General features: G+C 70.1%; 23 protein-coding genes and 3 pseudogenes. 18 read left to right on the forward strand and 8 right to left on the reverse strand.

Annotation, left to right across the window (positions count from 1 at the left end):
• Window positions 1-334 precede the first annotated feature (334 nt).
• The 5 genes from ACFVBH_RS14980 to ACFVBH_RS15000 all read left to right on the forward strand — a co-directional run bounded on the left by ACFVBH_RS14980 (window position 335) and on the right by ACFVBH_RS15000 (window position 4,359).
• The gene (locus tag ACFVBH_RS14980; protein ID WP_379002790.1) at window positions 335-1,228 is read left to right on the forward strand and encodes an ABC transporter substrate-binding protein; all 894 of its coding nucleotides are present in this window, start codon (window positions 335-337) and stop codon (window positions 1,226-1,228) included.
• Window positions 1,229-1,254: 26 nt separating this feature from the next.
• Window positions 1,255-2,403: an ABC transporter ATP-binding protein gene (locus ACFVBH_RS14985; protein ID WP_379002099.1), complete on the forward strand. Its 1,149-nt coding sequence runs from the start codon at window positions 1,255-1,257 to the stop codon at window positions 2,401-2,403.
• Window positions 2,400-3,068, forward strand: coding sequence for an ABC transporter permease (locus ACFVBH_RS14990; RefSeq protein ID WP_379002100.1), 669 nt, complete (start codon window positions 2,400-2,402; stop codon window positions 3,066-3,068). Before ACFVBH_RS14985 ends, ACFVBH_RS14990 begins: the two co-directional genes overlap by 4 nt.
• Window positions 3,065-3,799 (forward strand): ABC transporter permease, encoded by a 735-nt coding sequence (locus tag ACFVBH_RS14995; RefSeq protein WP_379002101.1) that lies wholly within the window; start codon window positions 3,065-3,067, stop codon window positions 3,797-3,799. Before ACFVBH_RS14990 ends, ACFVBH_RS14995 begins: the two co-directional genes overlap by 4 nt.
• Before the next feature lie 110 nt (window positions 3,800-3,909).
• Complete coding sequence (locus ACFVBH_RS15000; protein ID WP_354988888.1) at window positions 3,910-4,359, forward strand: CBS domain-containing protein; 450 nt, start codon at window positions 3,910-3,912, stop codon at window positions 4,357-4,359.
• A 199-nt stretch (window positions 4,360-4,558) separates the two neighbouring features.
• Here the strand turns inward: ACFVBH_RS15000 and ACFVBH_RS15005 are convergent, their stop codons facing one another.
• The 4 genes from ACFVBH_RS15005 to ACFVBH_RS15020 all read right to left on the reverse strand — a co-directional run bounded on the left by ACFVBH_RS15005 (window position 4,559) and on the right by ACFVBH_RS15020 (window position 9,161).
• Window positions 4,559-5,764 carry a malic enzyme-like NAD(P)-binding protein gene (locus ACFVBH_RS15005; RefSeq protein WP_354989541.1) on the reverse strand — a complete coding sequence of 402 codons (1,206 nt, stop codon included), beginning with the start codon at window positions 5,762-5,764 and terminating at the stop codon, window positions 4,559-4,561.
• 557 nt (window positions 5,765-6,321) lie between these two features.
• Complete coding sequence (locus ACFVBH_RS15010; RefSeq protein WP_354989540.1) at window positions 6,322-7,992, reverse strand: FAD-binding protein; 1,671 nt, start codon at window positions 7,990-7,992, stop codon at window positions 6,322-6,324.
• 51 nt (window positions 7,993-8,043) lie between these two features.
• Entirely contained in the window at window positions 8,044-8,310 is a 267-nt protein-coding gene (locus tag ACFVBH_RS15015) for a hypothetical protein (RefSeq protein ID WP_379002102.1), read from the reverse strand.
• Complete coding sequence (locus ACFVBH_RS15020) at window positions 8,307-9,161, reverse strand: PHP domain-containing protein (protein WP_379002103.1); 855 nt, start codon at window positions 9,159-9,161, stop codon at window positions 8,307-8,309. The genes ACFVBH_RS15015 and ACFVBH_RS15020 overlap by 4 nt, the downstream gene beginning before the upstream one ends.
• A gap of 82 nt (window positions 9,162-9,243) precedes the next feature.
• On the opposite strand from ACFVBH_RS15020, the gene ACFVBH_RS15025 reads away from it, so the two are divergent.
• Window positions 9,244-10,317, forward strand: coding sequence for a magnesium and cobalt transport protein CorA (locus ACFVBH_RS15025; protein WP_379002793.1), 1,074 nt, complete (start codon window positions 9,244-9,246; stop codon window positions 10,315-10,317).
• 54 nt (window positions 10,318-10,371) lie between these two features.
• On the opposite strand, the gene ACFVBH_RS15030 is transcribed toward ACFVBH_RS15025, so the two are convergent.
• From ACFVBH_RS15030 to ACFVBH_RS15040, 3 genes are read right to left on the reverse strand one after another with little or no spacing between them, the layout of a single operon-like run.
• Window positions 10,372-10,947, reverse strand: a complete 576-nt coding sequence (locus tag ACFVBH_RS15030; RefSeq protein ID WP_379002104.1) for a suppressor of fused domain protein — start codon at window positions 10,945-10,947, stop codon at window positions 10,372-10,374.
• A 3-nt stretch (window positions 10,948-10,950) separates the two neighbouring features.
• On the reverse strand, window positions 10,951-11,433 hold the full coding sequence (locus tag ACFVBH_RS15035) for a general stress protein (RefSeq protein ID WP_354989536.1): 483 nt from the start codon (window positions 11,431-11,433) through the stop codon (window positions 10,951-10,953).
• 51 nt (window positions 11,434-11,484) lie between these two features.
• Entirely contained in the window at window positions 11,485-12,420 is a 936-nt protein-coding gene (locus ACFVBH_RS15040; RefSeq protein ID WP_379002105.1) for an HpcH/HpaI aldolase/citrate lyase family protein, read from the reverse strand.
• An 81-nt stretch (window positions 12,421-12,501) separates the two neighbouring features.
• Between ACFVBH_RS15040 and ACFVBH_RS15045 the strand changes: the two genes are divergently transcribed.
• The 11 genes and pseudogenes from ACFVBH_RS15045 to ACFVBH_RS15095 form a co-directional block, all read left to right on the forward strand.
• Window positions 12,502-13,824: a magnesium transporter MgtE N-terminal domain-containing protein gene (locus ACFVBH_RS15045; protein WP_354989534.1), complete on the forward strand. Its 1,323-nt coding sequence runs from the start codon at window positions 12,502-12,504 to the stop codon at window positions 13,822-13,824.
• Complete coding sequence (locus ACFVBH_RS15050) at window positions 13,821-14,408, forward strand: DUF1003 domain-containing protein (RefSeq protein WP_379002106.1); 588 nt, start codon at window positions 13,821-13,823, stop codon at window positions 14,406-14,408. The genes ACFVBH_RS15045 and ACFVBH_RS15050 overlap by 4 nt, the downstream gene beginning before the upstream one ends.
• A 155-nt stretch (window positions 14,409-14,563) precedes the next feature.
• Entirely contained in the window at window positions 14,564-15,925 is a 1,362-nt protein-coding gene (locus tag ACFVBH_RS15055; protein ID WP_354989532.1) for a lytic murein transglycosylase, read from the forward strand.
• 177 nt (window positions 15,926-16,102) lie between these two features.
• A complete protein-coding gene (locus ACFVBH_RS15060; RefSeq protein ID WP_379002107.1) occupies window positions 16,103-16,972 on the forward strand; it encodes a lytic murein transglycosylase in 870 nt (289 codons plus the stop codon).
• 408 nt (window positions 16,973-17,380) lie between these two features.
• Window positions 17,381-18,592, forward strand: a complete 1,212-nt coding sequence (locus ACFVBH_RS15065; protein ID WP_379002108.1) for a glycosyltransferase family 87 protein — start codon at window positions 17,381-17,383, stop codon at window positions 18,590-18,592.
• Between the two features lie 87 nt (window positions 18,593-18,679).
• Window positions 18,680-19,816: a P-loop NTPase gene (locus ACFVBH_RS15070; RefSeq protein ID WP_354989529.1), complete on the forward strand. Its 1,137-nt coding sequence runs from the start codon at window positions 18,680-18,682 to the stop codon at window positions 19,814-19,816.
• 253 nt (window positions 19,817-20,069) lie between these two features.
• Window positions 20,070-20,411 (forward strand): annotated as a pseudogene (locus ACFVBH_RS15075) (DivIVA domain-containing protein); the annotation flags it as partial.
• 239 nt (window positions 20,412-20,650) lie between these two features.
• Window positions 20,651-21,226 (forward strand): DNA-3-methyladenine glycosylase I, encoded by a 576-nt coding sequence (locus ACFVBH_RS15080; RefSeq protein WP_379002109.1) that lies wholly within the window; start codon window positions 20,651-20,653, stop codon window positions 21,224-21,226.
• 165 nt (window positions 21,227-21,391) lie between these two features.
• On the forward strand, window positions 21,392-21,559 hold the full coding sequence (locus tag ACFVBH_RS15085; RefSeq protein WP_006554284.1) for a DUF3117 domain-containing protein: 168 nt from the start codon (window positions 21,392-21,394) through the stop codon (window positions 21,557-21,559).
• Between the two features lie 63 nt (window positions 21,560-21,622).
• Window positions 21,623-21,781, forward strand: a pseudogene (locus ACFVBH_RS15090) (putative RNA methyltransferase); the annotation flags it as partial.
• Window positions 21,782-22,168: 387 nt separating this feature from the next.
• Window positions 22,169-22,819: pseudogene (locus ACFVBH_RS15095) on the forward strand (methyltransferase domain-containing protein); the annotation flags it as partial.
• Window positions 22,820-23,069: 250 nt separating this feature from the next.
• Here the strand turns inward: ACFVBH_RS15095 and glgA are convergent.
• Entirely contained in the window at window positions 23,070-24,239 is a 1,170-nt protein-coding gene (gene glgA / locus ACFVBH_RS15100) for a glycogen synthase (RefSeq protein WP_354989543.1), read from the reverse strand.
• 534 nt (window positions 24,240-24,773) lie between these two features.
• On the opposite strand from glgA, the gene glgC reads away from it, so the two are divergent.
• Complete coding sequence (gene glgC, locus ACFVBH_RS15105) at window positions 24,774-25,988, forward strand: glucose-1-phosphate adenylyltransferase (protein ID WP_354989526.1); 1,215 nt, start codon at window positions 24,774-24,776, stop codon at window positions 25,986-25,988.
• Window positions 25,989-26,080: the final 92 nt, after the last annotated feature.

Here is a 26,080-nt window from a genome sequence, read left to right on the forward strand (position 1 = left end):
ACGCGCTGATCGCCGCCGGGCGCGCGGGGCCCGGGTGAGGTAAACCGTTCTGCCGAACACCCGCAACAGTCTGCCGTCCCGGGTTCCGGGAAACGGGATCGGGGCCTCAACACTCCGAAATTCGGTGTCGTGCCAGGCGAATTCAAAACCGACCCCGGGTAGGCGGCGTTCGCGTGGGTAAACGGGCACTATAAACAGTCGAGTCTGTTTTCTTGATGAAGTACTTGGTGGAAGGAAGCCTGTGCACCCCCTACTCACCACGCGGGCCAATGGCCGGCGAAACGCTCGGACCGTTCTGCGTATCCTCGCCGCGGCGGTGGCCCTGGCGGCCGCGATGGTGGCCTCGGCCTGCGGCGGCGACTCCGATCCGCTCGGCGCCTCGGGCGACTGCGGCGGCGGCACGGACCAGCTGACGGTCGGATCCGCCAACTTCCCCGAATCCGAGACCGTGGCCAATGTGTACGCGGAAGCGTTGCGCGCCAACGGTTTCACCATCGACACGAAGCTGAACATCGGCAGCCGCGAAGCGTACGTCCCGGCCGTGCGCCAGTGCGCCATCGATCTGGTGCCCGATTACACCGGCAACCTGCTGCAGTACCTGAACAAGGACGCCACCGCGACCGCGGCCGTCGACGTGAACTCCGCGCTGATCACCGAGCTGGGCACCGAACTCGGCATCGGCAAGCCCGCTCCCGCCGAGGATTCCGACGCCGTGGTGGTCACCGCGGCCACCGCGCAGCGCTGGAATCTGCGCAGCATCGCCGATCTGGCCGCGCATTCGGCCGAGGTGAAGTTCGCCGCACCGGCCGAATTCGCCGAGCGCCCGGGCGGTCTGCCCGGACTGAAGAAGTTCTACAACCTCGACATCGCGCCCGCCAACTTCGTGCCCATCGCCGACGGCGGCGGTCCGGCCACCGTGCGCGCCCTGGTCGAGGGCCAGGTCACCGCGGCCGACATCTTCACCACCTCACCCGCCATCGTCGCCAACAACCTGGTGGTGCTCGCCGATCCGCTGCACAACTTCGCGGCACAGAACGTGGTGCCGCTGTTCAACACCGCGAAGAAGAGCGACAAGATGATCGCGGTGCTCAACGCTGTCTCCACCAAATTGACCACCGCCGAACTGATTTCGCTGAACACCGCGGTCTCCGGGGATGCCAAGACCGAGCCCGCCGCCGCGGCCAAGGCGTGGATCGTCGCGCAGGGGCTCGACAAGCCGGTCGCGTAGCGAGAATCAAGCAGTAGGGAAACACGGTGTCCGACATCGAATTCAGCGGCGTCAGCAAGACCTATCCGGACGGCACCACCGCCGTTCACGATCTCGGCCTGCGCATCGAATCGGGCTCGTTCACCGTGTTCGTCGGCCCGTCGGGCTGCGGCAAGACCACCTCCATGCGGATGATCAACCGCATGATCACGCCCACCACCGGTGTCATCACCATCGGCGGGCAGGATATTTCGACACAGAATGCGGTGCGGCTGCGGCTGGGCATCGGCTACGTCATCCAGAGCGGGGGCCTGCTACCGCATCGCACCGTGGTCGACAACGTGGCCACCGTGCCGGTGCTGCGCGGCGCGACCCGGCGGACGGCCCGCGCGAACGCGCTCGACCTGCTCGACCGGGTCGGGCTCGATCGCGCACTGGCCCAGCGCTATCCGGCCCAGCTCTCGGGCGGTCAGCAGCAGCGCGTCGGGGTCGCGCGGGCGCTGGCCGCCGACCCGCCCATCCTGCTCATGGACGAACCGTTCAGCGCCGTGGACCCGGTGGTGCGCGCCGAACTCCAGGCCGAGATGCGGCGGTTGCAGGCCGAACTGCACAAGACCATCGTCTTCGTCACGCACGACATCGACGAGGCCATCAAGCTCGGCGATCGCATCGCGGTGTTCGGTCCCGGCGGCCGGCTCCAGCAGTACGACCGGCCCCAGCGCGTACTCTCGCAGCCCGCAACGGATTTCGTCGCGGGCTTCGTCGGCCGCGACCGCGGCTACCGCGAACTCTCCTTCCGCAGCGCGGCCGGGGTCACGCCGGTGGAACTGACGACGCTGACCCCCGAGACCGTGCCCGATGCACGCCTGGAGAAGAACGAATGGCGGCTCGTGGTCGACGCCGCGCGGCATCCCATCGGCTGGATCGACACCACCGGGGTGGAAGGGGTGCGGGCCGGGCGCGCGCTGACCGACTGCGTCTCCGCGGGCGGCTCGCTCTTCCCGCCCGGCGGCGATCTGCGCCAGGCCCTGGACAGCGCCATCTCCTCGCCGTCGGAAATCGGTGTGGCGGTGGATGATTCGGGCGCCGCGGTGGGCGGCATCCGCGCCGCGGACGTGCTCGAGCAACTCAGCCGCCAGCGCGCGGACGAGGACGCCGAACGCAATCGCGCGTTCTTCGCGCGGGAGCAGCGGTGAACTACCTCCTCGACAACTTCGCGGAGATCGCCGGATTCACGCGCACCCACCTGTATCTGGCGCTGCTGCCGCTGGCGATCGCGCTGGCCGTCGCGGTGCCGGTGGGCGCGCTGGTGCACCGCACCCGATGGCCGCGGCGCGTCACCACGGTGGCCGCGAGCATCGCCTACACGATTCCCTCGCTGGCCCTGTTCGTCATCATTCCCCCGCTGCTGGGCATCGCCGTCATCGATCCGCTCAATGTGGTCATCGCCCTGACCATCTACTCGGTCGCGCTGCTGGTGACCGCGGTGCCCGCCGCACTGGACTCGGTGCCCGCCGCGGTGCTCGACGCCGCCGACGCCATCGGCTACACCCGGGTGCGGCGCGTGCTCACCGTCGACTTCCCGCTCGCCCTACCGGTTTTCGTCGCCAACCTGCGGGTCGTGGCCGTCACCAACATCTCGATGGTGACCGTCGGCGCGCTCATCGGCGTCGGCGGCCTGGGCAAGCTGTTCACCCAGGGCTATCAGCGCGACTACCCGGACGAGATCGTGGCGGGCATCATCGTGGTGCTGGTCCTGGCGCTGGCGGTGGATCGCGCGCTGTTCCTGCTCGGCCGGCTCGCGACCCCGTGGCTGCGCGCCGGCGGCGGCGCGCGACCGGCGAAAGGGCGTGCGGCATGAGTCTTTTCGTCGACGCCTGGGCGTTTCTCACCGACGGCGCGAACTGGTCCGGGCCGACCGGGATCGGCGCCCGTGTGCTGCAGCATCTCTGGTACAGCTTTCTGGCCGTCGGCCTGTCGGCGCTGATCGCGGTGCCGCTGGGCCTGGCCATCGGGCACACCCGGCGGGGTTCGGCGCTGATCGTCGGCTTCGCCAACGCCATGCGCGCACTGCCGACGCTGGGTCTGCTCACCTTCGCGGTGCTGGGAATGGGCCTGGGTCTGGTGCCGCCGATCCTGGCCCTGCTCACCGTCGGCATTCCGCCGCTGCTGGCGGGCGCGTACGCCGGGATCGCGAACGTGGACGCCACGGTCGTGGACGCCTCGCGGGCCATGGGTATGACCGAACGCCAGGTGTTGTTCCGCGTGGAACTGCCCAATGCCCTGCCGGTGCTGCTCACCGGGCTGCGCGCGGCCACGCTGCAGGTGGTCGCGACCGCGACCATCGCCGCCTACGTCAACCTGGGCGGGCTGGGCCGCTACATCTTCGACGGCATCGGCCTCTACCGCTACGACCGCGTCCTGGTGGGCGCGATCCTGGTCGCGGCCCTGGCCCTGATCCTGGACGCGCTGCTGGCGGCGGCGGTGTGGGCCGCGGCCCCGGGCTCGGGCCGCCTGCGCCGGACGGGCGGCGCGCGCCCGCTCGACACCGTCACGCACCCCATCGACACCGGCGTCACGCGGCCGGAGTAGCAGGTACAGCTACCCCTTGGCAAAGATCGCATTGACCTCGACTGTGATCCGGGACACGATGGGCAGTGGCTAGAGCACCATCCACCCCACAGGAGGTTTGCGTGAAAGCCATGAAAGCCCGCGACATCATGCACGACAGCGTGGAGTGCATTCCGGCGGACGAAACCCTGGACCGCGCCGCGCAGCTGATGCGCAACATGGACGTCGGCGCGCTCCCCATCTGCAACAACGAGCGCATGATCGGTATGCTCACCGACCGCGACATCGTGGTCCGATGTATCGCCGAGGGCCACGACCCCGCCCGCGTCCGCGCCGGCGATCTGGCGATGGGCACCCCGCGCTGGGTCGACGCCGACACCGACGTCTCCGAGATCCTCGAGATCATGGAACAGAACCAGATCAAACGCCTGCCCGTGGTGGACATGAAGAACGGCAAACGCCTGATCGGCATGATCTGCGAATCCGACCTGGCCCGCAACGTCACCGACAAACAGCTGGCCGAGTTCGTAGCCGCTGTTACCGCCTCCCCGGAAATTCAGCGGGCCACCGAGAGCCGTTGACCGTTCCGCATCCGTGGTGCGGGCGGGTGCCGAGCCGATTCTGGGCGTACCCGGGGAGTTACCCCGACCTCACGAAACCAGTTGTCGCCTAGGCATCTCTGCCGCGGCACCTCTGCCGCGCAGGGGTCGAATTTCCCCCTCAATTGACCCGGCCCCCGCACAGGAACTGTGCGGGGGCCGGGTTTGGAGCGGAGTGCGACTACGCGACGCCCTCGGCGATCGCCGCCGCGCCCACGGCCGCGGCGACGGCCGGAGCCACGCGCGGGTCCAGCGGACTGGGGATGATCTTGTCAACGGCCAGCTCGTCCTTGACCACCGCGAAGATGGCGTCGGCCGCGGCGACCTTCATGCCCTCGGTGATGCGGCGCGCGCCGACATCCAGCGCGCCCTTGAACACGCCGGGGAAGGCGAGCACGTTGTTGATCTGGTTCGGGAAGTCCGAACGGCCGGTGGCCACGATCGCGGCGTACTTGGCGGCCACGTCGGGGTGGATCTCCGGATCCGGGTTCGACATGGCGAACACGATGGACTCGGGCGCCATCGAGGCGATGAGCTCCTCGGCGACGGTGCCCGCCGACAGACCCAGGAACACGTCCGCGCCGGCGAGGGCCTCGGCCGGGCCGCCGGTGATGTCGCGCGGGTTGGTGCGCCGGGCCAGATCCAGCTTCACGTCGTTGAGGTCACCGCGGTCACGGCTGACGATGCCCTTGGAGTCGAGCACGATCGCGTCCTTGACGCCCGCGGCCAGCAGGATGTCGGTGCACGCCACGCCGGCGGCGCCCGCACCCGAGACCACGACCTTCATCTCGGACATGTCGCGGCCCTGCACGGCGGCGGCGCCCTTGAGCGCGGCCAGCACCACGATGGCGGTGCCGTGCTGGTCGTCGTGCATGACCGGGCAGTCCAGGGCCTCGATGACGCGCTTCTCGATCTCGAAGCAGCGCGGCGCCGAGATGTCCTCGAGGTTGACCGCGCCGAAGCTCGGGCGCAGCAGGATCAGCGTCTCGACGATCTTGTCGACGTCCTTGGTGTCCAGCACGAGCGGAATCGAGTCCAGCCCGGCGAACTTCTTGAACAGCGCGGCCTTGCCCTCCATGACCGGCAGCGAGGCGCGCGGGCCGATGTCGCCCAGGCCCAGCACGGCGGTGCCGTCGGACACGACCACGACCAGGCGCTCGGCCCAGGTGTAGGTCTTGGCGAGCGATTCGTCCGCGTGAATGCCGCGGCACACCTGCGCTACACCCGGGGTGTAGGCGATGGAGAGATCGCGCTGGGTCTCCAGCGGCGCGGTGAGTTCGACCGACAGCTTGCCGCCCAGGTGGCCCGCGAAAATCTCTTCCGTGGTGATGTCGGCCAGGTTCGCATTGCTCGCGGGGGCATTCACTGCTTCAGTCACGGGTGACACGATTTCACTCCATCTCGGTGCGGACTCAACCGTTTGACGGTTACCGTTCGGTAATAGCTATTTCAGGTTTCTTGCTCTATATCGGGCGCGCCGCACTGCTTCACCGATACCGCTTCGCCGAAACTTCGCCGGTCTATCGGGTAAGTCTCACAAAGCATTACGAGTATCGGTTCACGAAGCCGAGGCAGCGTGTCGCGGCACAGATCGTCGAGCGGGAACCGGACGGGTGGGTCCGGGCGATGTCGCCGGGGTGATCGTGGGTGAAACCGCGAGTCAGCGGATCGTGATCACCGAGTGTCCCGGGCCGGGCGGTCGGCTCCAACCGGGGATCGCAACATTCTGCCAGTAGCTGCGACGACGCGCCAAATCGGCCCCCGGCCCATCGCGCGCGTTCACCATCAACGAAGCGTAGGCGACCCGAATCACCCCCAGGTAAAGGGAAACTCGCACGTCCGGCCGCGACTGTGGAGAACTGTCACAACGCGGCGACGACCGCGGCGGTGAGCTGTCATGCCGGATTGGCAGGGCCACCTGTGAGCAATTCGCGAGATCACCGCTCAGTGCAATTCGATCTCGTCCAGCGCGGGTCCGTCCGACAGCGGGGCGGACCGGGTTCTGCTGTGCTTGCCGGCCGCGTCCGGCAGCGGCGCGTCGTCGGGCAGTATCAGCGGCGGCACCGGCCCGCGCATCGACCGCGGCGCGGCGGTGCGTTCCGGGCGCACCCAGACGGTGTCGAGCCCGCCCGAGAGCAACCGTACGCGCCAATCACTGCCCGCGCCGGGGTGATCGGTGCGGCGGTGCATCCCGCGCGTCTCGGTGCGCGCGAGCGCGCTGTACTTGGTCCAGCGCGCCACCGCCAGCAGCGCCGCGGCCTGTCTGGCCCGCAGCCGGTGCGCGCCCGCGCCGCCGAGGTCGAACTCCACGCCCGGCCACATGCCGTCCAGTTCGCCGATGCTGTCGCGCAGGCTCCCGTCGCTGCGCCAGTAGCTGCGGCGCAGCGGCAGGGTGTGCTCCTGTACGAGCCCGATGACGGCGCGCGGATCGATGCGCGCCTTGGCGCCGAGCCCCGCGCCCGGCACCGCGCGCGTCTTGCCGGCGCGGCGGCGGGTGCTCGCGTAGCGGGCCGCGGCCCCGCCCGCCCAGACCCCGGAGGAGATCGCCCAGGCCCCGTTCTGCCCGCCGAATCCGGAGACCGCGCCGGTCACGGGTTCGCGGGTGGTCACATCGCCCGCGGCGTAGAGGCCGGGAACCGTAGTGGCGCAATCGGCTCCGGCCAGCCGCAGGCCGCCGGTGCCGCGCACGGTGCCCTCCAGGACCGCGCGCAGCGGCACGTGCTCGGCCGCTCGCGCGTCCCCTGGTTCGCGCAGTTGCCCGCGCACCGCTTCGGGCAGTTCGTCGAGCGCGGCGTAGACCCGGCGACCGTCGGCGATGGCGGTGAACGCCCGCACCCGCGACTCCGAGCCGTGCTCGCACAGCACGGCTCTGGACTCGTCGTACAGCGTGGCCAGATTCATGACCCGATCGGGCGCGCGGAGCGCCGCACCGGCGCGGCGCGAATCACCGGCCGGCACCAGCGAATACGCGTTGGAGAATTCCATCCCCGAGAGTTCGGCTCCGGCCTCGGCGCCCATCAGCAGGCCGTCGCCGGTGGCCACGTCGGTACCCGCGCCGCCGGACAGGAAGGCGCAGCCGCCGGTGGCCAGGACCACCGCGCGCGCCCGTACGGTCCAGGGGTGCGCCTCGCCGCGCAGGGTCACCCCCGCCGCGCCGGACACCACCCCGTCACCGTCGGTGAGCAGCTGTAATGCCGGGTGGTGGTCCAGGATTCGCACACCGGCCACGATCATGCTGCGCCGCATGCGGCCCAGGTAGGCCGGGCCGTCCAGCTGGATCCGGCTGGGTAGTCCGGGGTGCTGTCCCGCCGAGCGCGCACCCCCGCCGACCAATTGGCCGACTCGCCGGTGCGTCTCGTCCAGCACCCGGTACATCCACTCCGGATCGGCGAGTCCGCCGCCGTGCGCGAAACTCTGCGCCACCGCCTCGTCCCGGGCGCGGCCCGGCGCGATATTCCACAGTGTCGCGCCGGCGTGCGCGGTCGGCCCGCTGGTTCCGCAGTGCGCCTTGTCGACCAGCATTACCCGAGCGCCGGTGGCGGCCGCCGCGAGCGCGGCCCAAGCCCCGGCCGGGCCACCGCCCAGCACGAGCACATCGGCGTCGAATTCGGTCATATCGACAAATGTTCGACCACAGTTCACTTACTCGCAACTGTTATGCGTGTATCAATTCCACCACTGGGCCCACAGGAGATATCCGGCAAGTAGAAAAACAACCATGGACCCGAAAAAGGCAGCCGAACCCGAACGCTTATCCGAATAAATTTGCGCGGCCACCACCGCGGTCGCGGCGGCCACATGCCAGGCGACATCGGCCGCGCCCGGACCCGGAAAACCGCGCCGCGCACCCATGATCTCCGCCCCGACCACGGTCGCCGCCAGCACCACCGTGCCGCCCGCGACGATGCCGCTCAGCCCGCGCAGCACCTTCATCCCGTGATCACCGGAACCCCGCTCGCCTTCTCCACGAGCCGCTCGAATTGTTCTGGGTCCGTGGTGAATTCACCGAGCCGGATGGTCTTGTTGCGACCGTGGTAATCCGAGGATCCGGTGGTCAGCAGACCCAGTTCCGCGGCGAGGTCCGCCAGCACGGCGCGGTCGGCGGCAGAGTGGTCCGGATGGTCGAGTTCGAGACCGCCCAGACCCTGCTCGCTCAGCTCCCGAATGTGGTCCAGCGCCAGCAACCGGCCGCGCTTGCGGGCCCGCGCGTGCGCGATCACGCTGACCCCGCCCGCCGAGGCCACCATCTCCACCGCGCGCTGCAACGGCGTGTCGGCCTTCTCCACGTAGTACCGGCCGTCGGAGGCCAGCAGATCCTGGAAGGCCGCGTCCACCGTCGGCACCACGCCCGCCTCGACCAGCGCGCGGGCCAGATGCGGCCGGCCCGCCGAGGGGCCCGCCGAGGCCATGACCGCGTCCGGGTCCACGGGCAACCCGTCGGCCCGCATCTGCTCGGCCATCGCCCGCAGTCGCACGATGCGCTCGGCCCGCAACCGCTCGCGCTCCTGCGCGAAGCACTCGTCCGCCGGATCGAACAGATAGGCCAGCAGGTGCACCGCCACCGGCCAGCCGTCCGCGCCGTCACCCACGCACGACATCTCCATGCCTCGCACCAGCGTCAGGCCCGGCGGCAGCGCGGCGACCGCCTCGGCCCACCCGGACGTGGTGTCGTGATCGGTCAGGGCGACCACGTCGAGTCCGGCGGCCGCGGCGTTGGCGATGAGCTCGGCCGGGGTGTCGGTGCCGTCCGAGGCGTTGGAATGAGTATGAAGATCGATGCGCACACCCCCATCTTGCCCGCGCGGGCGTGGCGCACGCCGGTGGCCGGGCGGTTGTCCATGTGACAACTAGACTTCGACCGTGTCGATCCCGCCGCTGCCGTCCCTGCACCGCTCGAACCGGCCGGACGATCACCCGCCGAAATCCACCGGCCGCGAATCCGGGGCGAACGTGGTCGTCGACTGCGCGGTCTACGTGGACGGGCGGCGGCTGCTGGACCAGTGCACCTACGAACAGGCCCTGGCCGAGGTGCGCGAGCGCGGCGCGGGTTTCGTCTGGCTGGGTCTGCTGGAGCCGAGCCACGCCCTCATGCTCGATGTGGCGCGGGCCTTCGGCCTGCATCAGCTCGCGGTCGAGGACGCGGTGCACGCTCATCAGCGCCCCAAACTCGAGCGCTACGACGACATCCTGGTGCTCGTGCTGCGCACCGTGCAGTACCACGTGCACGAGCTGAACACCGTCAGCGAGATCGTGGACACCGGCCAGATCATGATCTTCACCGGTCCCGACTTCGTGATCACCGTGCGCGATGGCGACCACACCGGATTGGCCGGGGTCCGTAAGCAATTGGAGGCCGATCCGCAGCAGCTGGGGCTGGGTCCCGGCGCGGTGCTGCACGCGGTGGCGGACCACGTCGTGGACTCCTACGTGGAGGTGACCGCCGCCATCGAGGAGGACGTCGACGCGATGGAGGAGGCGGTGTTCACCCCCGCGAGCCGCATCGTCATCGAGGCGATCTATCAGCTCAAGCGCGAGGTGGTCGAATTGCGGCGCGCCGTCAAACCGCTCGCGCTGCCCCTGCAATTGCTCACCCACGACCCGAAACTGCCGCTGCCGGTGGAGATTCGGCGCTACATGCGCGACGTGCTGGACCATCACACCGCGGCCGCGGAACAGATCACCGACTTCAACGAATCGCTCAGCGCCCTCATCAACGCCGCACTGGCGAAGGTGAGCGTGCAGCAGAACACCGATATGCGCAAGATCTCGGCGTACGCGGCCATGGCGGCCGTGCCGACCATGATCGCGGGCGTGTACGGCATGAACTTCGAGCACATGCCGGAACTGAAGTGGACCTACGGCTATCCTCTGATCATCGGGCTCATGCTGCTGGTCTGCGGCGGGCTGTACAGGTTGTTCCACCGCAACGACTGGCTCTGATCCCCGCCCACCGGCCGGCTCCGAGCCCCGCGCACCGGCTACGGCGGGCCGCGCCTACAGGCTGGCCGAGCCCCGATCCGGGTCGCGCACATCGATTTTCGCTTCGGCCCAGGCGTCGCGCAGCGCCGCCGCACCCCGGATACGCACCCAGGCCGCCTCGGTCGCGGTGATGGGCGTCGCGGTCAGGAACCGCACCGGATCTGCGGGCTCGGGCAGCGGCACGTCCGGGATCTCGCCCTCGCCCAGCAGCACCGCGGTGAAAATCGCGCCGCCCCACAGCGGTTCGCCGAAATCGAGCAGGGCGTCCGGTTGCAGCACGATGCCCTCCACCGACGGCGAGGCCACCAGCACCGCCAGCGCCCGGGTCAGCCCGGAGCCCGCGCCGACGTTGCCGAGCAGGGTCAGCGCCAGTTCCGCGCGCGGCCCGCGCACCGGATCGGCCAGGGCCGCGCTCGGGTCGGTCATCGGATGGCGGGAGCCGCCGAGGGTCACGTAGTGCACCAGGTCGGCGTCCGGGATCCGCAGGATGTCGATGGGCTCGAGGCCCAGGAAGGTCACCGACGCCGCGTCGGCGGTCTGCACGCCGAAATGCCCGAGCACCCCGGCCCGGACCGTATCGATCACGTCCATCGGTTACAGCGCCAGCCTGGCGAGCATGTCGCGCGCCTGTTCGGCGGCCTTGGGATCGCACAGCACGTCGTAGCGCCCGGCCACCAGCTGCATGCTCGACGCGAAGTCGCGCTGCCCGCGGCTGGCGGCATAGGGAATCGTCGTGGAGATCACGCCGAAGATGATGCCGCCGATCAGGCCGATGATGATCGCGCCGCCACTGTTGAACAGGCTCAGCAGCAGGCCGACGAACAGGCCCAGCCACGCGCCCGAAACCACGCCGGTGCCAATGACTTTGCCCCAGGTGAGGCGGTACAGCACCCGCTCGACCTGCATGAGGTCGACGCCCACGATGGTCACGTGCTCCACCGGGAACTGGTTGTCGGCCAGGTAGTCGACCGCCCGCTGTGCCTCGGCGTAGGTCGGGTACGACGCGACCGGCCAGCCCGACGGAGGCGTCGGCAGGCCCGCTCGGTTCCGGTTCGAGTTCCCCAGGGGATTCGTCATATCTCCATCATGCTATTCGTCCGGGTCACCCGTGGTAGCGCAGCGCCAGTTTCACACCGGGGGCGTGCTGCGCATCATTCCCGCCGCGCGGCCTTTCTCGGCGATGACCTGGGCCATCTTGGCGCTGGCCTCGTCGATCATCTCGTCGCCGAGCATGACCGCGCCGCGAGCGCCGCCGGCGGCGGAGGTATGGAAGGCGTAGGCGTCCAGAATCTCCTCGGCGCGGTCGTAGTCGGCCTGGCGCGGGCTGAAGATCTCGTTGCACGCCGCGATCTGGTCCGGGTGCAGCACCCATTTGCCGTCGAAGCCGAGGGCCGCGGTGCGCGCGGCGTTGCGACGGAAGCCGTCGATGTCGCGAACGGCCAGGTAGGGGCCGTCGATGGCCTGGAGTCCGTGTGCCCGCGCGGCGAGCAGAATGGTCATGTAGATGTGGTGGTAGGCGTCGCCGGGGGTGTAGCCCTCGGGCTGTTCCCCCACCACCAGGGTGCGCATATTGATCGAGGCCATGAAGTCGGCGGGGCCGAACACCAGGGTCTGCACCCGGGGACTCGCGGTGGCGATGGCGTCGATGTTGCGCAGGCCGAGCGCGTTCTCGATCTGCGGTTCGATGCCGATCCGGCCGACGGGCAGCCCGTTCGCCTTCTCCAGCTGGGTCAGCAGCAGATCCAGCGCCTGCACCTGGCCGGCGTCGGTGACCTTGGGCAGCAGGATGGCGTCGAGCCGCGCGCCCGCGCCCCCGACCACCGCGATGACATCGGCGTAGGTGTGCTCGGTGGTCCAATCATTCACGCGCACAACGCGAATCTGGCCGTTCCAGCCGTCGGCGTTGAGCGCGGCGACGATGTTCTCCCGCGCCTGTGCCTTGGCCGCGGGGGCCACCGCGTCCTCGAGATCGAGGAAGATCTCGTCGGCGTCCAGGCCCTTGGCCTTGTCGATCATCCGGGGGTTGCTGCCGGGTACGGCGAGCACCGAACGGCGCGCTGTCATGGGTCACTCCTTGTTCAGTGGCGAAAGGCACGCTCGTGGCGTGACATTTCGGGCGGCCCGCACGCACTAGCCTTGGTGCTCATGGCAGCGACCAAAGTTTTCGCCGCTCGGCTCGCGGGCTTGGTGGTGCTGGGACCGGACGGGGAGTCTATCGGTCGCATTCGCGACATAGTGCTCTCGATCCGGTACGACCGGCAGCAGCCGCGGGTGCTCGGCATCCTCGTCGAACTGCCCACCCGGAAGCGGATTTTCGTTCCGATGCTGCGCGTGCAGGCGGTTGATCCCGGGTCGGTCACGCTGACCACGGGAAACATCTCGGTGCGGCGATTCGAACTGCGCCCGGGCGAAGTGCTCGCCATCGCGCAGCTGCTCGATTCCACGGTGCGCGTCGCCGATCCGGAACTGCCGCAGCTGGCCGACATCGAGGTGGTGGTGGTCGACCTGGGCATCGAGCAGTCCCGGACCCGGGACTGGGTGGTGACGCGGGTCGCGGTGCGCGAGCGCCGCCGGCTCAGCATCGGGTTCGGGCGGCGCGGCGCGGTGCACGTGGTCGATTGGGCGCAGGTGCGCGGACTCACTCAGACAGAACTCGATCTGCCCGGGCAGGACGTCACCCAGCTGCTCGAGCAATTCGAGGGCATGCGCCCGGCAGACGTCGCGCATCTCCTGCGTGAGCTGCCGCGCAAGCGCCGCATCGAGGTCGCCTCGGCCTTCGACGACGAACGTCTCGCGGACGTGGTGCAGGAACTGCCCGAGACAGATCAGGTGGAGGTGATCGAGCAGCTCGGCGTGGAGCGCGCCGCCGACCTGCTCGAGGCCATGGACCCCGACGACGCGGCCGATCTGCTCGGCGAGTTGCCGGTGAGCGAGGCGGAATCGCTGCTGGCGCTGATGGATCCGGAGGATTCCGAGCCGGTCCGCCGGCTGCTCGAGCACGCGCCGTACACCGCGGGCGGTCTGATGACCCCCGAACCGGTGGTGCTCACCCCCTCGACCACGGTCGCCGAGGCCCTGGCCCGCATCCGCGACCCCGAGCTCACCCCGGCGCTGGCCACGATGGCCTTCGTGGTGCGCCCGCCGACCGCGACCCCGACCGGTAGATACCTGGGCTGCGTGCACTTTCAGCGACTGCTGCGCGAACCTCCGGCGAATCTGGTGGGCGGCATCCTGGACGCGGATCTCGTGCAATTGCGGGCCGACGCGCCGCTCACAGCCGTGACCAGGTATTTCGCGACGTATAACCTGGTATGCGGGCCGGTCGTGGACGCGGAGAACCATCTGCTCGGCGCGGTGACCGTGGACGACGTCCTCGATCACCTGCTTCCCGAGGACTGGCGCGAGCAGGACGACAATCACGACGTGCACGGCATGCCGTTGATCGACGGCACCGGAGGGCGGTCATGACCGATCGAATCGACAAACTCAGCGCCCGTGAGCGCCTGGGTACCCCGGTCGAGAGCAGATTCCGCGGATTCGATTGGGACGCTGAGGCTTTGGCGCGTTCGAGCGAACGCGTCGCGCGATTCCTCGGCACCGGCCGCTACCTGGTCATCCAGAGCGCGATCGTCATCATCTGGATTCTGCTGAACGTCTTCGCCGTTCGGCTGCGCTGGGATCCCTATCCCTTCATCCTGTTGAATCTGGCGTTCTCCACCCAGGCCGCCTACGCCGCGCCGCTGATCCTGCTGGCCCAGAACCGGCAGGACAACCGCGACCGGGTCGCCCTGGAGGAAGACCGGACGCGGGCAGCCCAGACGAAAGCCGACACCGAATTCCTGGCCCGCGAACTGGCCGCGCTGCGCCTGGCGGTCGGCGAGGTAACGACCCGTGACTACGTCCGCCGCGAGCTCGACGATGTGAAGGAAGCCCTGCTCAGGCTGGAGAAACTGGCGACCGACGGCGAAGTGGGCCCGGAACGGAAAACCAAGAAGGGTACCGATCGAAAGAGGCCCGGGGTCGCAAATTTGGCACAGAAAGATGGCGACTGACCGCACAAGGAGTACACAACAAGCTTACGGATGGGTAACCTGGATCACGTTGTTCCGAGCGACCGACCCAGACACCACCGCACTGCGGCTGTCATCACAGGGCCCGGCCGCACGACCGAGGGGATTGTGTGGTGGCGAAGAGAATATCTGCACCGGTGACAGCGTCTGCCCTGCTGATCGCAGGCCTGGTCACCGCCGGTTCGGCCACCAATGTCACCGTGCATCCCCCGGCGGCCCCGCAGGCCGCCCCGGAAGCGCTCCTGGCGGCGGCGGCCAGCGACAGCGGACCCGCCGAGGGCGCCGAACCCGCATCCGATCAGCTCGTCGGCCTGGTCCCGGCCGCCCCCGAAGCCCCGCGCAAACTCAGCGCGCTGGTCCCGCCCGCCGACGGTTCCCGGCTGGGCAACGTGCCACTGCAGAACATCGCCCTGCCCGGCGGCACCGGCGCGCTCGGCATTCCCGAGATCGTGCTCGCGGCCTACCGCAACGCGGAACTGGCCCTGGAGTCCTCCACCCCCGGCTGCGGTCTGCCCTGGAATCTGCTGGCCGGCATCGGCCGCATCGAGTCCGGGCACGCCAGCAGCGGGCGCACCGACGCCGCGGGCACCACCGTGCAACCCATCTACGGCCCCGCCCTGGACGGCACGCTGCCGGGCAACGAGGTCATCAAGGCCGCGGACGGCGGTTACGTGCGCGCCCTGGGCCCCATGCAGTTCCTGCCGGGCACGTGGTCGCAGTACGCCGCCGACGGCAACGGCGACGGAGTCTCGGACCCGCACAACGTGTTCGACTCCGCGCTGGCCGCGGGCAAGTACCTGTGCTCGGGCGGGCTGGACCTGCGCGATCCGCAGCAGCAGCTCAAAGCCGTACTGCGCTACAACAATTCGATGTCGTACGCGGCGAGCGTGCTGAGCTGGTCGAACGCCTACAAGACCGGCGGCGCGCCCGCGCCGGTGGAGATCTCCTCGACCCTGGTCCCGCCGGGCTCGCTGCAGAGCGCGCCGGACATGTCGCTGGCGTCCTCGACGCTGCCCACCACGACCACCGAAGAGAAGCCGGTCGGCACCACGCAGGCCCCGGCGACCCAGGTGATGATCACCATCCCGGGCCTGCCGCCGATCCCCTGCGGCATCTTCTGCCCCGCACCCGCCCCGGCCCCGGAAACCTGTGTGGAAGCCGAGGTTCCGGTGCGGCCGGACGCGCTGCCGGTGGACGCCAAGCCCGAGGACGGCGCGCAGCCGGGTCAGGCGAACGTGACCTACGGGCCGGACGGCCGGGCGCTGCCGCCCGAACAGGCGACCGTGTCGTGCCAGGCCGCCACCGAGGAGAAGCCGCAGGAGCAGGGTCAGCAACCCGTCGCCCCGCAGGCGCAGGCCCCGGAGAAGACCCCGGAGCCGGGCGTCGCCGCGCCCGCCGAGGTTCCCGCCGCACCGGTGGAGCCCGCTCCCGCCGCGCCCGGCATCACCCTCCCGTTCGGCATCACGATTCCGCTGCCGGCCCCCGCGCCCGCACCGTAATTTTCCCTGCCGCGCGGCGCACGACGCGCCGCGCGGGCCGGAAATCCGGTCTTCGACCGGCTGATCTGCGCAATAATTTCAGATGGTCACGGAGTAGTAACGAAAAGGTCTCGAATGCGGTAGCGTGGCGTCACCACCCCCGGTCTCTTCCCGACGGTAATGGAGGGTCACCACACAGTGGGACGTCACCGCAAGCCCCCGGTCCCGACGATGCGGCGCGGATCGGTACTGGCCTTCACCGGCCTGCTGCCCGCAGGAATCGCGACAGTCACCGGCGCAGCAGATGGATCGCTCACCGACAAACTCACCGCGACCGTTCAGCAACAGAAGCTGTCGGTCGCCGCGGGCCAGGAGCTATCGAGACCCGAGGCGGCCCTGCCGGCCGCGGTCGCACAGCCTCTGCATCGCGAGGCCAAACAGGTTCTCCCCCCGCCCCCGCCGATCGTGAAGACGGTCGCGCAGCCCGACGGGCGCGTGCCCGCCGCCCTGCCCGCCGGACCGCTGGGCATCCCCGGCATCTCGGTGGACGCCTACAAGAACGCGGAACGCATTCTGGCGGCCGACAATCCGGTCTGCGGCATGCCGTGGCAGATGCTCGCGGGCATCGGCCGCGTGGAGTCCACGCACTCGTTCGGCGGCAAGGTCGACGCGAACGGCAACAACCTCGACCCGGTCTACGGCCCCGTCCTGGACGGCAGCCTGGCGGGCAACAATGTCATCCACGACACCGACAACGGTGTGCTGGACGGTATTTCCGGCTACGACCGCGCCGTGGGCTCGATGCAGTTCCTCCCCGAGACCTGGACCCGCTACGCGGCCGACGGCAACGGCGACGGAATCGCCGACCCGCAGAACATCTTCGACGCCACCCTGACCGCGGGCAAATACCTCTGTGCCGGCGGCCTGAACATGCGCGACGCGGGCCAGCAGACCCGCGCGATCCTGCGATACAACAACTCCATGGCCTACGTGGCCAACGTGATGGCCTGGGAAACCGCCTACGCCTCCGGCACAGCCCCCCAACCCGCCCAACTCCCCCGCATCTGACCCGAAGCGGGCCTCCGGCCGTAGCGGGCGCGGACGACGCGACCGACCGCACCACCCAGCTGTCGACTCATACCCCGACAGCGGACGGCAACTGAACCGCGCGGCCCGCCAACGCCGAAACAGCCGCGGCCGCATACCGACCCGCCCGGGGGCGATCGCTGTGGTCCGCGATCCGGGTCCATCGGCGAATGCACCGGTGACCTACGGGCAGGAACCGGAGCCGCCACCCGGCCGAGCCGCACGACGCCCGCTGTCGATGCGATACCCGGCCACGGCGGAACTACACGTGCGAGTCCGGCACGGGCTACCGAACCCCGTCCGCGCGGAGCGCAATCCACCCGCCGGAACAAGAGCCGGCCGATGCTTCGATTCGGCGTCATCGTCGCGGGACCGATAACGTTCGCACCCGTGTCATGGGGAGAAACGCGGTCGAGTCGGATCGCCGCCGTCGGTTGGGTCACGGTGTGCCCGCTGCTGATCATCGCGCTCGGCGTCACCGTGCTGCGCGTGCTCGACCTCGAAGCGGTTGTCGCGCCGCTGTTGTCAGCCGACACACGTGAGGTGCACGTCGACTTCGACACCTTCTGGCACTCGGCCGCCGCGCTCGGACACAGCGACATCTACGACACGCAGGCCGAGCTGCGCAACCTCAATCCGCCGCTCGCCTCGGTGCTGCTCATGCCGTTCGCCGCGCTGGACGTGGTCACGGCCTACCGCGTATTCATCATGCTGACGCTGTTCATGGTTTTGGGCGCGGTGCTGGCGGTATGCCGGGAACTACGCCTGCGGCCCGTCGTCACGATGGCGATCCTGGCGGCCGTGCTCGCCTCCTCGCCGCTGTACGGAACCCTGTTGCTCGGGCAGATCTATCCGCTGTTGCTGGCAGGGCTCGTAGCCGGGTGGATCGCGCAGCGGCGCGGTATGCCGGTGCTCGCGGCCGTCCTGTACGGGGTCACGGTCGCGCTCAAACCCTCACTCGCCCCGCTGCTGCTGCTCGCGGCCGTGCAACGACGGTGGGCGCCGTTCCGGGCCGGGATCGCCGCCGCGGCGGTCGCGTCTGTGCTCGGTGTGCTGGCGGCCGGACCGTCGAGCGCGCTCGCGTGGCTGCGCATCGCCTTCTCCGAGCCGGTATCCGGCTGGGTGGACAACGCCTCGCTGCCGGGGCTCGCGGTGCGGTTCGGCCTGCCCGCCGGGATCGGCACGGCCCTGGGACTCGCCGTGCTGACCGGCACACTCTGGTGGTGCGGCCGGCACCGGGACCGCATCGATCCGGGCGGGACAGCTCCGTGGGCGGTGCTCGCCGCGGGTCTGCTGTTCTCCCCCATCGCGTGGCACAACTATCTGATGCTGTTGTGGCCGGGCGTGCTCGTGCTGATCGTGGTGGGCCGCGGCGCGATCGCCGCCGCCGCGCTCGCGATCGCGGCCATCCCGCTGTCCCTGAGCACCGAGACGCCGCCGAGCAGCGTGACCGTCGCGCTGACACAGTCGATCTACTTCGCGATTCTGGTGGGGTACTGGGCGGTTCTGCTGCGCGGCGCGACGCTGTCCGTCCCCGGCGCTCCCGAATCTTCCGCCGACCCGGCCGCGGATGGGGCGAAATCAACCGTGACGGCGCGCTGAGACGCGATCGCCCGGGCAGCGGCGGAACCGGTCCCGTTCCGAGCCCTGACCGTTCGTGCCGCCGCCCGTCCTCCTATTGTTGAACGCATGCCAGTGGTAACGGAATCGGATGTGCGGGGCGCGCTCGCGAAGGTGAACGACCCGGAGATCCGGAAACCGATCACCGAGCTGGGCATGGTGAAGAGCGTCGTGGTCGGCGACGACGGCAGTGTCCAGGTCGTGGTCTATCTGACGACATCGGCCTGCCCGATGAAGGGCGCCATCACCGAGCGGGTCACCAAGGCCGTCAACGACGTGCCCGGTGTCGGCACGATCGACGTGACCCTCGACGTCATGAACGACGAACAGCGCACCGAACTGCGCAAGAAACTGCGCGGCGACAACGCCGAACCGGTCATCCCGTTCGCGCAGCCCGGATCGCTGACCCGCGTGTACGCGGTCGCCTCCGGTAAGGGCGGCGTCGGAAAGTCCAGCGTCACGGTCAATCTCGCGGCCGCGATGGCCGCCAAGGGCCTGTCGGTCGGCGTGCTCGACGCCGACATCTACGGCCACTCGGTGCCGCGCATGCTCGGCACGGACCAGCGCCCGACCCAGGTCGAGCGCATGATCATGCCGCCCATCGCGCACGACGTGAAGCTCATCTCGATCTCCATGTTCACCCAGGGCAACACGCCCGTCGTGTGGCGCGGCCCGATGCTGCACCGCGCGCTGCAGCAGTTCCTGGCCGACGTGTTCTGGGGCGACCTGGACATCCTGCTGCTGGACCTGCCGCCGGGCACCGGCGACGTGGCCATCTCCCTGGCCCAGCTCATCCCGAACGCCGAGATCCTGGTGGTGACCACCCCGCAGCTGGCCGCCGCCGAGGTCGCCGAGCGCGCCGGGTCGATCGCGCTGCAGACCCGCCAGCGCATCGCGGGCGTCATCGAGAACATGTCGTGGCTGGATCTGCCCGACGGCTCGCGCATGGAGCTGTACGGCTCGGGCGGCGGGCAGACCGTGGCCGAGAACCTGACCCGCGCGGTCGGCGCGAATGTGCCGCTGCTGGGTCAGATCCCGATCGAGCAGGAGCTGCGCGAGGCCGGCGACGAGGGCACCCCGATCGTGCTCAGCGCCCCGGACAGCGCCTCGGGCAAGGCCCTGCTCGGCATCGCCGACAAGCTGGCCGTGCGCCGCCGCGGCCTGGCGGGCATGTCGCTGAACATCGACACCACGCGCCACCTGTAACGACCCGGCCCGCGTGCCGGCCGTACAGCCGGTCGGCACGTCGCCAACCGGCCGCTGTGCGCCTCTTGCCGCACGCTCGGCGGGCCCCGCTCGTCGCGTCGCGGACTCACGGGCCGGCGCGTGCCGAGCCGGTCCGTCCCCGGCGAGTCACCCCGACCGTGCGAAATCAGTTGTCGCCCGGGCGAACACGACGGCTGATTTCCGCCGGGGGCGTGGTGTGTCCGCTCGCGCGCGTCCCCCTAAGCTCGAAGCCATGCTCACGCTGCTGCTGTACGTGCTGATCGTCGGTCTGGTCGCCGCGCTGCTGTTCCTGGTCGCCAGTGCGGTCTTCGGACGGGGCGAGGAACTCGGTCCGCTGCCGGAGGGGACCACGGTGACGGTGCTCCCGGCGGAGAACATCGGCGGCAGCGACGTGCGGGCGCTGCGTTTCCAGCAGGTGCTGCGCGGCTACAAGGCGGGCGAGGTGGACTGGGCCCTGACCCGCCTGGCCGCCCGGATCGACGATCTGGAATGGCAGCTCGCCCAGGCGCACGCCGCACAGGACGAGCGCGCGGAGGTGATGGTCGGAGCCGTGGCGTCGCGCGCGGAGTCCGCCGCCGGATCGGTCGCACTCGGCAAGACCACCGACACGCCCGGCCCGCGCCGGATATCTTCCGACGCGGACGGCCCGGACGGTGACGGCGTCCCCGCGGGGCTCGCCGAGTCGGACTCCCTCGCCGAGCCGCCGATCCGCGCGGCCGATGCCGGCACGCCGTTGCCTGAAGTGTTGCCGGCTGCGCCCCCGCCGGCCGAGCCCGACGCCGAACCGGGCTCCGACGGCACTCCGGCCGCGCGATGAGCGCCGCGGCGACGGCCGGCGACGGCCGCACGCGGTGCGGCTGGTCCGAATCCTCCGAGCTCTACCGGAACTATCACGACACCGAATGGGGCCGTCCGCTGCACGGCGACGACGCCCTGTTCGAGCGCGTCTGCCTCGAGGCGTTTCAATCCGGGCTGGCGTGGATCACGATTCTGCGCAAGCGCCCGGCCTTCCGCGCGGCCTTCGACGGGTTCGTCATGGAACGGGTCGCGGCGTTCGGCGCGGCGGACGTGGAACGGCTCATGGCGGACCCCGGCATAGTTCGCAATCGGGCCAAAATCGATGCGAGTATCCACAATGCCCGGGTCGCCCTGGACCTCCCGGACGGCCTCGAAAAGCTGCTCTGGAGCTTCGCACCGGACCCGAAACCGCGTCCCGCGACCCTCGCCGATGTGCCCGCCGTCACCCCCGAATCCGCTGCTCTCGCAAAAGAACTGAAGCGACGCGGGTTCAAGTTCGTGGGTCCCACTACTGCGTACGCACTCATGCAGGCGACCGGGATGGTAGACGATCACATCGCCGATTGCTGGGTGAATCCGGTGACTCCCTGAACGCCACATCGGTCGGTTTTTGGAACTCAGGTACCCGCCCCGATCCGCGATAGGGAAGAATGGGCTTGGTGCGGCCCGCCACATACCGGCGGGCTGCCTGGTTGGTAACAACTGGAGTTCCATGAAAGTGCGCAGTAATCCGCGCAGATCTGGAGGGAGCAGAGGATGGCGGCCATGAAGCCCCGCACCGGGGACGGTCCCCTCGAGGCAACCAAGGAAGGGCGTGGAATCGTGATGCGGGTTCCACTCGAGGGTGGCGGGCGTTTGGTCGTCGAGCTCACGCCGGAGGAAGCTGCGGCACTGGGTGACGAACTCAAGAGTGTCACCAGCTAGTAGCCAGACCTACCTGTGCCGGTGAGCCACAGCCCCCGGGCGGACCGGCTCACCGGCATATCGGTGCATGCCGCCCCACCCCCACCCCTCGGCCCGGTCGATCCCCTGATCGCCTGTGCCGATCTATTGTCCTGTCCGGAATGCGGCCGGGACCTCGCGCCACGGGCGCGAGCCCTGTGCTGCGCCACCGGCCACACCTTCGACATCGCCCGCCAGGGCTACGTCAGCCTCCTCACCGGTGCCGCCACGAAAATGTCCGGCGACACGCCCGGCATGCTCGACGCCCGGGCCGCATTCCAAGCCGCCGGCCACTTCGCTCCCATCGCCACGGCCCTGGCCGAAATCCTTGCGACGGGCTCCCTCCCGGCCCCCGCTCCCCCACCCGTTGCCGCTGCCGACCGCCCGCTGCGCCCGGGCGCGGCGCTCACGGGCCCGTCCGCGACCCGCCTCGCGTCGACCCTGCTGAGCGAAACCGCCCGCACCCGAGGGACCGCGCGAGCCGATGCGGGAACACCCGCAGCCCCGCCGAATGTCCCGGCCCAGCCGAACGTCCCGGCCACGCCGAATGCCCCCGCCTCGCCGAACGTCCCAGCCCCGAGCACCTCGGCCGCCGGCGATGTCCCGGCCGCCCGGGATGCCTCGCTCGCGCCCGGAATCGTCTCCGGATCGCGCCCGGCGGCCACCGGCTCGCCCGCGGTCCTGGAGATCGGCGCGGGCACCGGCTATTACCTCGCCGCCGTTCTCGATGCCCTGCCCGGGCTGCGCGGCATCGCGCTCGACGTGTCCAAGCCCGCCGCCCGGCGTGCCGCCCGCGCACACCCCCGCGCGGCCGCGATCCTGGCCGACGCCTGGCGCGGCCTGCCCGTCCGCGACGGTTCCCTCGCGGCGGTCCTGTCGGTCTTCGCACCCCGCAACGCCGACGAGGTGGCCCGCGCCCTGGCCCCCGGCGGCCGCTTCATCGTCGTGACGCCCACCCCCCGCCACCTGACCGAGTTGATCGAACCCCTCGACATGGTCCGCGTGGACGCGGCCAAACAGGATCGCCTGGCCGAATCCCTGGGCGGCCGTTTCGAACTCCTCGACCGCACCCCCGTGGATTACCCGATGTCCCTGACCCACACCGACATCGCCGCGGTGGTCGCGATGGGCCCCTCCGCCTTCCACCCCGCCGACCACCGCCCCGCCCGGATCGCGCAGCTGCCGAACCCCGCACCCGTCACCGCGTCGGTAACCATCTCGACCTACCGCCCCCGCCCCTGACGCACCGCCCCGTACATCGATCGCGAGGCGCGAGGCGATCGGGTGCGGCGAATCAGGCGAGCGGCCATAGATCGACCGTGCCCGGTGGGAACGTGCGCACGCGGGCCGACACGCCCCGGCCGCGTCAGCGATCGAGTCATGTCGGCCCCGGCCGTGTCAGCGATCGAGGTCGTGTCGGCCCCGGCCACGTCAGCAACCGGCTTCGTCGGCGGCATGCCGGCTCGGCGCGGCGCGGCAGCGCCCGTGCCGCTCAGTTCTTGCGGACCCGGTCGTAGACCTTGGCGGTGCGGGCGGCTATCTGGTTCCAGTCGAACTCGGCTATCGCGCGGGCGCGGCCCGCGGCGCCCATCGCGGCGGCGGCGACCTGGTCGGCGGCCACGACGTTCACCGCGTGGGCCAGGGCGCGTTCGTACCGGTCGGGGCGGGTCTCGTCGTAGTGGACCAGGCGGCCGGTCTCGCCTTCGACGACCACCTCGGGGATGCCGCCCACGTCGGAGGCCACGACGGCGGTGCCGCAGGCCATGGCCTCCAGGTTCACGATGCCCAGCGGCTCGTAGACCGAGGGGCAGATGAAAACCGTTGCGGCGGCCAGCACCTGGCGGACGAGTTCGGTGGGGAGCATCTCGCGGACCCAGTACACGCCGTCGCGGGTCGCGCCGAGTTCGCGCACCGCGGCGCGTACCTCCGATTCCATGGCGGGGGTGTCGGCGGCCCCGGCCAGCAGCACCAGCTGGATGTCGGGGTCCAGGTGGCGGGCGGCGGCAAGTAGATGCGGGACGCCCTTCTGCCGGGTGATCCGCCCGACGAACGCCGCGACCGGCCGGTCCCGCCGCACGCCCAGTTCACCGAGGATGTCGCGCACCTCGGGCGCGGGACCGCCCGGATGCCACACGTTCGCGTCGATACCGTTGTGCACCACATGCACTTTCGCCGGATCGATGTCGGGGTAGGCGGCCAGCACGTCGGCGCGCATGCCCGCGCTCACCGCGATCACGGCGTCGGCGTAGGTCATGGCGTTGTGCTCGGACCAGGAGGACAGCCGGTAGCCGCCGCCGAGCTGTTCGGCCTTCCAGGGCCGGCGCGGTTCCAGCGAATGCGCGGTCAGCACATGCGGAATCGCGTACAGCTCGGCCGCGAGGTGCCCGGCGAGACCGGTGTACCAGGTGTGCGAGTGCACGACGTCGGAGCCTTCGGCGGCGTCGGCCATGCGCAGTTGCGCGGACATCATCTGCAGCGCGGAGTTGGCGGCGTAGAGCATCGGATCGGGTTGGTGCACCACGGCATCGAGCCGCGGAACGCCCATGCAGTGCACCGAGACGTCACACAGTTCCCGCAGGCGCGGCACCAATTCGGTGACATGCACCCCCGCCCCGCCGTACACCTCGGGCGGGTATTCGCGGGTCATCATGGCGACACGCAGGTCATGGACACCGCGCCCGTGAACGCCGTGTTCGCGGCCGCCATCCGCGCCATAACTCACCGGTCCAACCTAGTCTCTCGCCCAACCCGCGACCAACCACCCGCCCTCGCAAGTTCGCACCCCCGCGACCCGCTCGCGCCGAGGGCCCGCACTCCGCTCGTGCCCGCCGGTGGGCAGGTTGCCGAAGGCAGCGGGCGTACTCGATGAACTCCCGGTCAAGCCCGTGAGCCGGGCCGCGCCGCCGAGCCCCACCCCGCCGCGCCGCCGAATGCGCGCCGCCCCGGCCACTTCCGTGGCCACCTGCCGACGGCGGCGTTCGGTCGGGCCGTCGCCCGGCACCGGGATCCGCCCGCGCGCCTCGGCCTCCGCACATCTCGATCCCGCCCGGGCGAGCTTTCGCCCCGGCAACCCACCACGTCCGCGCGCCCCGCGCAAGCGTCGGTCAGGCGACGACCAACCGAACAACCGGGTTCCCCCGGTTTCGAACTCGCGCCGCCGCAGGCCGTGCCATCGAAGACAGGTAACTTGGCGAGTGTGAGGAGCCAGCCGCACGTACTCGGGATCGTGCTCGCCGGTGGCGAGGGCAAGCGACTCTTTCCACTCACCAAGGACCGCGCCAAGCCGGCCGTCCCGTTCGGCGGCGCGTACCGCCTCATCGACTTCGTGCTGTCGAACATGGTGAACGCCGGGTATCTACGGATCTGCGTACTCACGCAGTACAAGTCGCATTCGCTGGACCGGCACATCTCCCAGACCTGGCGGCTGTCCGGGTTCGGCGGCGAGTACATCACCCCGGTGCCCGCGCAGCAGCGCCTGGGCCCGCGCTGGTACACCGGCAGCGCCGACGCGATCATGCAGTCGCTCAACCTCATCTACGACGAGGACCCGGAGTACATCGTGGTCTTCGGCGCGGACCACGTGTACCGCATGGACCCCGAGCAGATGGTGACCGCGCACATCGAGGCGGGCGCGGGGGTCACGGTGGCGGGCATTCGCGTGCCGCGCAGCACCGCGAGCGCGTTCGGCTGCATCGATTCCGACGAGTCCGGCCGCATCGTCAACTTCCTGGAGAAGCCCGCGCATCCGCCCGGCACCCCGGACGATCCGAACGTCACCTTCGCCTCCATGGGCAACTACGTCTTCACCACCAAGGTGCTGGTGGACGCGATCCGCGCGGACGCCGACGACAACGATTCCGATCACGACATGGGCGGGGACATCATTCCCGGCCTGGTGCGCGCGGGCCAGGCCGCGGTGTACGACTTCGGCAGCAACATCGTGCCCGGCTCGACCGATCGCAGTCGCGGCTACTGGCGGGACGTGGGCACCCTGGACGCCTTCTACGAGGCGCACATGGATCTGGTCTCGGTCGACCCGGTCTTCGATCTCTACAACCGGCACTGGCCGATTCGCGGCGCGGCGGAGAATCTGCCGCCCGCCAAATTCGGCCGCGGCGGGCTGGCGCAGGAGTCGATCGTCGGCGCGGGCAGCATTCTGTCCGCGGCCACGGTGCGCAATTCGGTGCTGTTCTCCAATGTCCGGGTCGAGGACGGCGCGACGGTGGAGGGCAGCGTGGTGATGCCCGGCGCGCGGATCGGGCGCGGCGCGGTGGTGCGGCACGCCATTCTGGACAAGAACGTGGTGGTCTCCGAAGGCGAGATCATCGGCGTCGACCTGGACCGGGATCGGGAGCGCTTCGCGGTCAGCAACGGCGGCGTGGTGACCGTCGGCAAGGGCATCTGGGTGTGATGACACACCGTCCGCCGATGTGACCCGGCGGATAACGGTGGACGCGGCCGCCCCGGTTGGCGAAAATCGGTGGGTGGAGCGCCGCCGCGAGG

It is taken from the genome of Nocardia sp. NPDC057668 (assembly GCF_042799795.1).
GTDB lineage: Bacteria > Actinomycetota > Actinomycetes > Mycobacteriales > Mycobacteriaceae > Nocardia.

Excerpts from the sequence above, each read along its gene's own strand:
- ACFVBH_RS14980 (WP_379002790.1), top strand. The coding sequence starts at position 335 with ATGGTGGCCTCGGCCTGCGGCGGCGACTCCGATCCGCTCGGCGCCTCG.
- ACFVBH_RS14995 (WP_379002101.1), top strand. The coding sequence starts at position 3,065 with ATGAGTCTTTTCGTCGACGCCTGGGCGTTTCTCACCGACGGCGCGAAC.
- ACFVBH_RS15000 (WP_354988888.1), top strand. The coding sequence starts at position 3,910 with ATGAAAGCCCGCGACATCATGCACGACAGCGTGGAGTGCATTCCGGCG.
- ACFVBH_RS15010 (WP_354989540.1), bottom strand. The coding sequence starts at position 7,992 with ATGACCGAATTCGACGCCGATGTGCTCGTGCTGGGCGGTGGCCCGGCC.
- ACFVBH_RS15015 (WP_379002102.1), bottom strand. The coding sequence starts at position 8,310 with ATGAAGGTGCTGCGCGGGCTGAGCGGCATCGTCGCGGGCGGCACGGTG.
- ACFVBH_RS15030 (WP_379002104.1), bottom strand. The coding sequence starts at position 10,947 with ATGGACGTGATCGATACGGTCCGGGCCGGGGTGCTCGGGCATTTCGGC.
- ACFVBH_RS15035 (WP_354989536.1), bottom strand. The coding sequence starts at position 11,433 with ATGACGAATCCCCTGGGGAACTCGAACCGGAACCGAGCGGGCCTGCCG.
- ACFVBH_RS15040 (WP_379002105.1), bottom strand. The coding sequence starts at position 12,420 with ATGACAGCGCGCCGTTCGGTGCTCGCCGTACCCGGCAGCAACCCCCGG.
- ACFVBH_RS15045 (WP_354989534.1), top strand. The coding sequence starts at position 12,502 with ATGGCAGCGACCAAAGTTTTCGCCGCTCGGCTCGCGGGCTTGGTGGTG.
- ACFVBH_RS15050 (WP_379002106.1), top strand. The coding sequence starts at position 13,821 with ATGACCGATCGAATCGACAAACTCAGCGCCCGTGAGCGCCTGGGTACC.
- ACFVBH_RS15070 (WP_354989529.1), top strand. The coding sequence starts at position 18,680 with ATGCCAGTGGTAACGGAATCGGATGTGCGGGGCGCGCTCGCGAAGGTG.
- ACFVBH_RS15080 (WP_379002109.1), top strand. The coding sequence starts at position 20,651 with ATGAGCGCCGCGGCGACGGCCGGCGACGGCCGCACGCGGTGCGGCTGG.
- ACFVBH_RS15085 (WP_006554284.1), top strand. The coding sequence starts at position 21,392 with ATGGCGGCCATGAAGCCCCGCACCGGGGACGGTCCCCTCGAGGCAACC.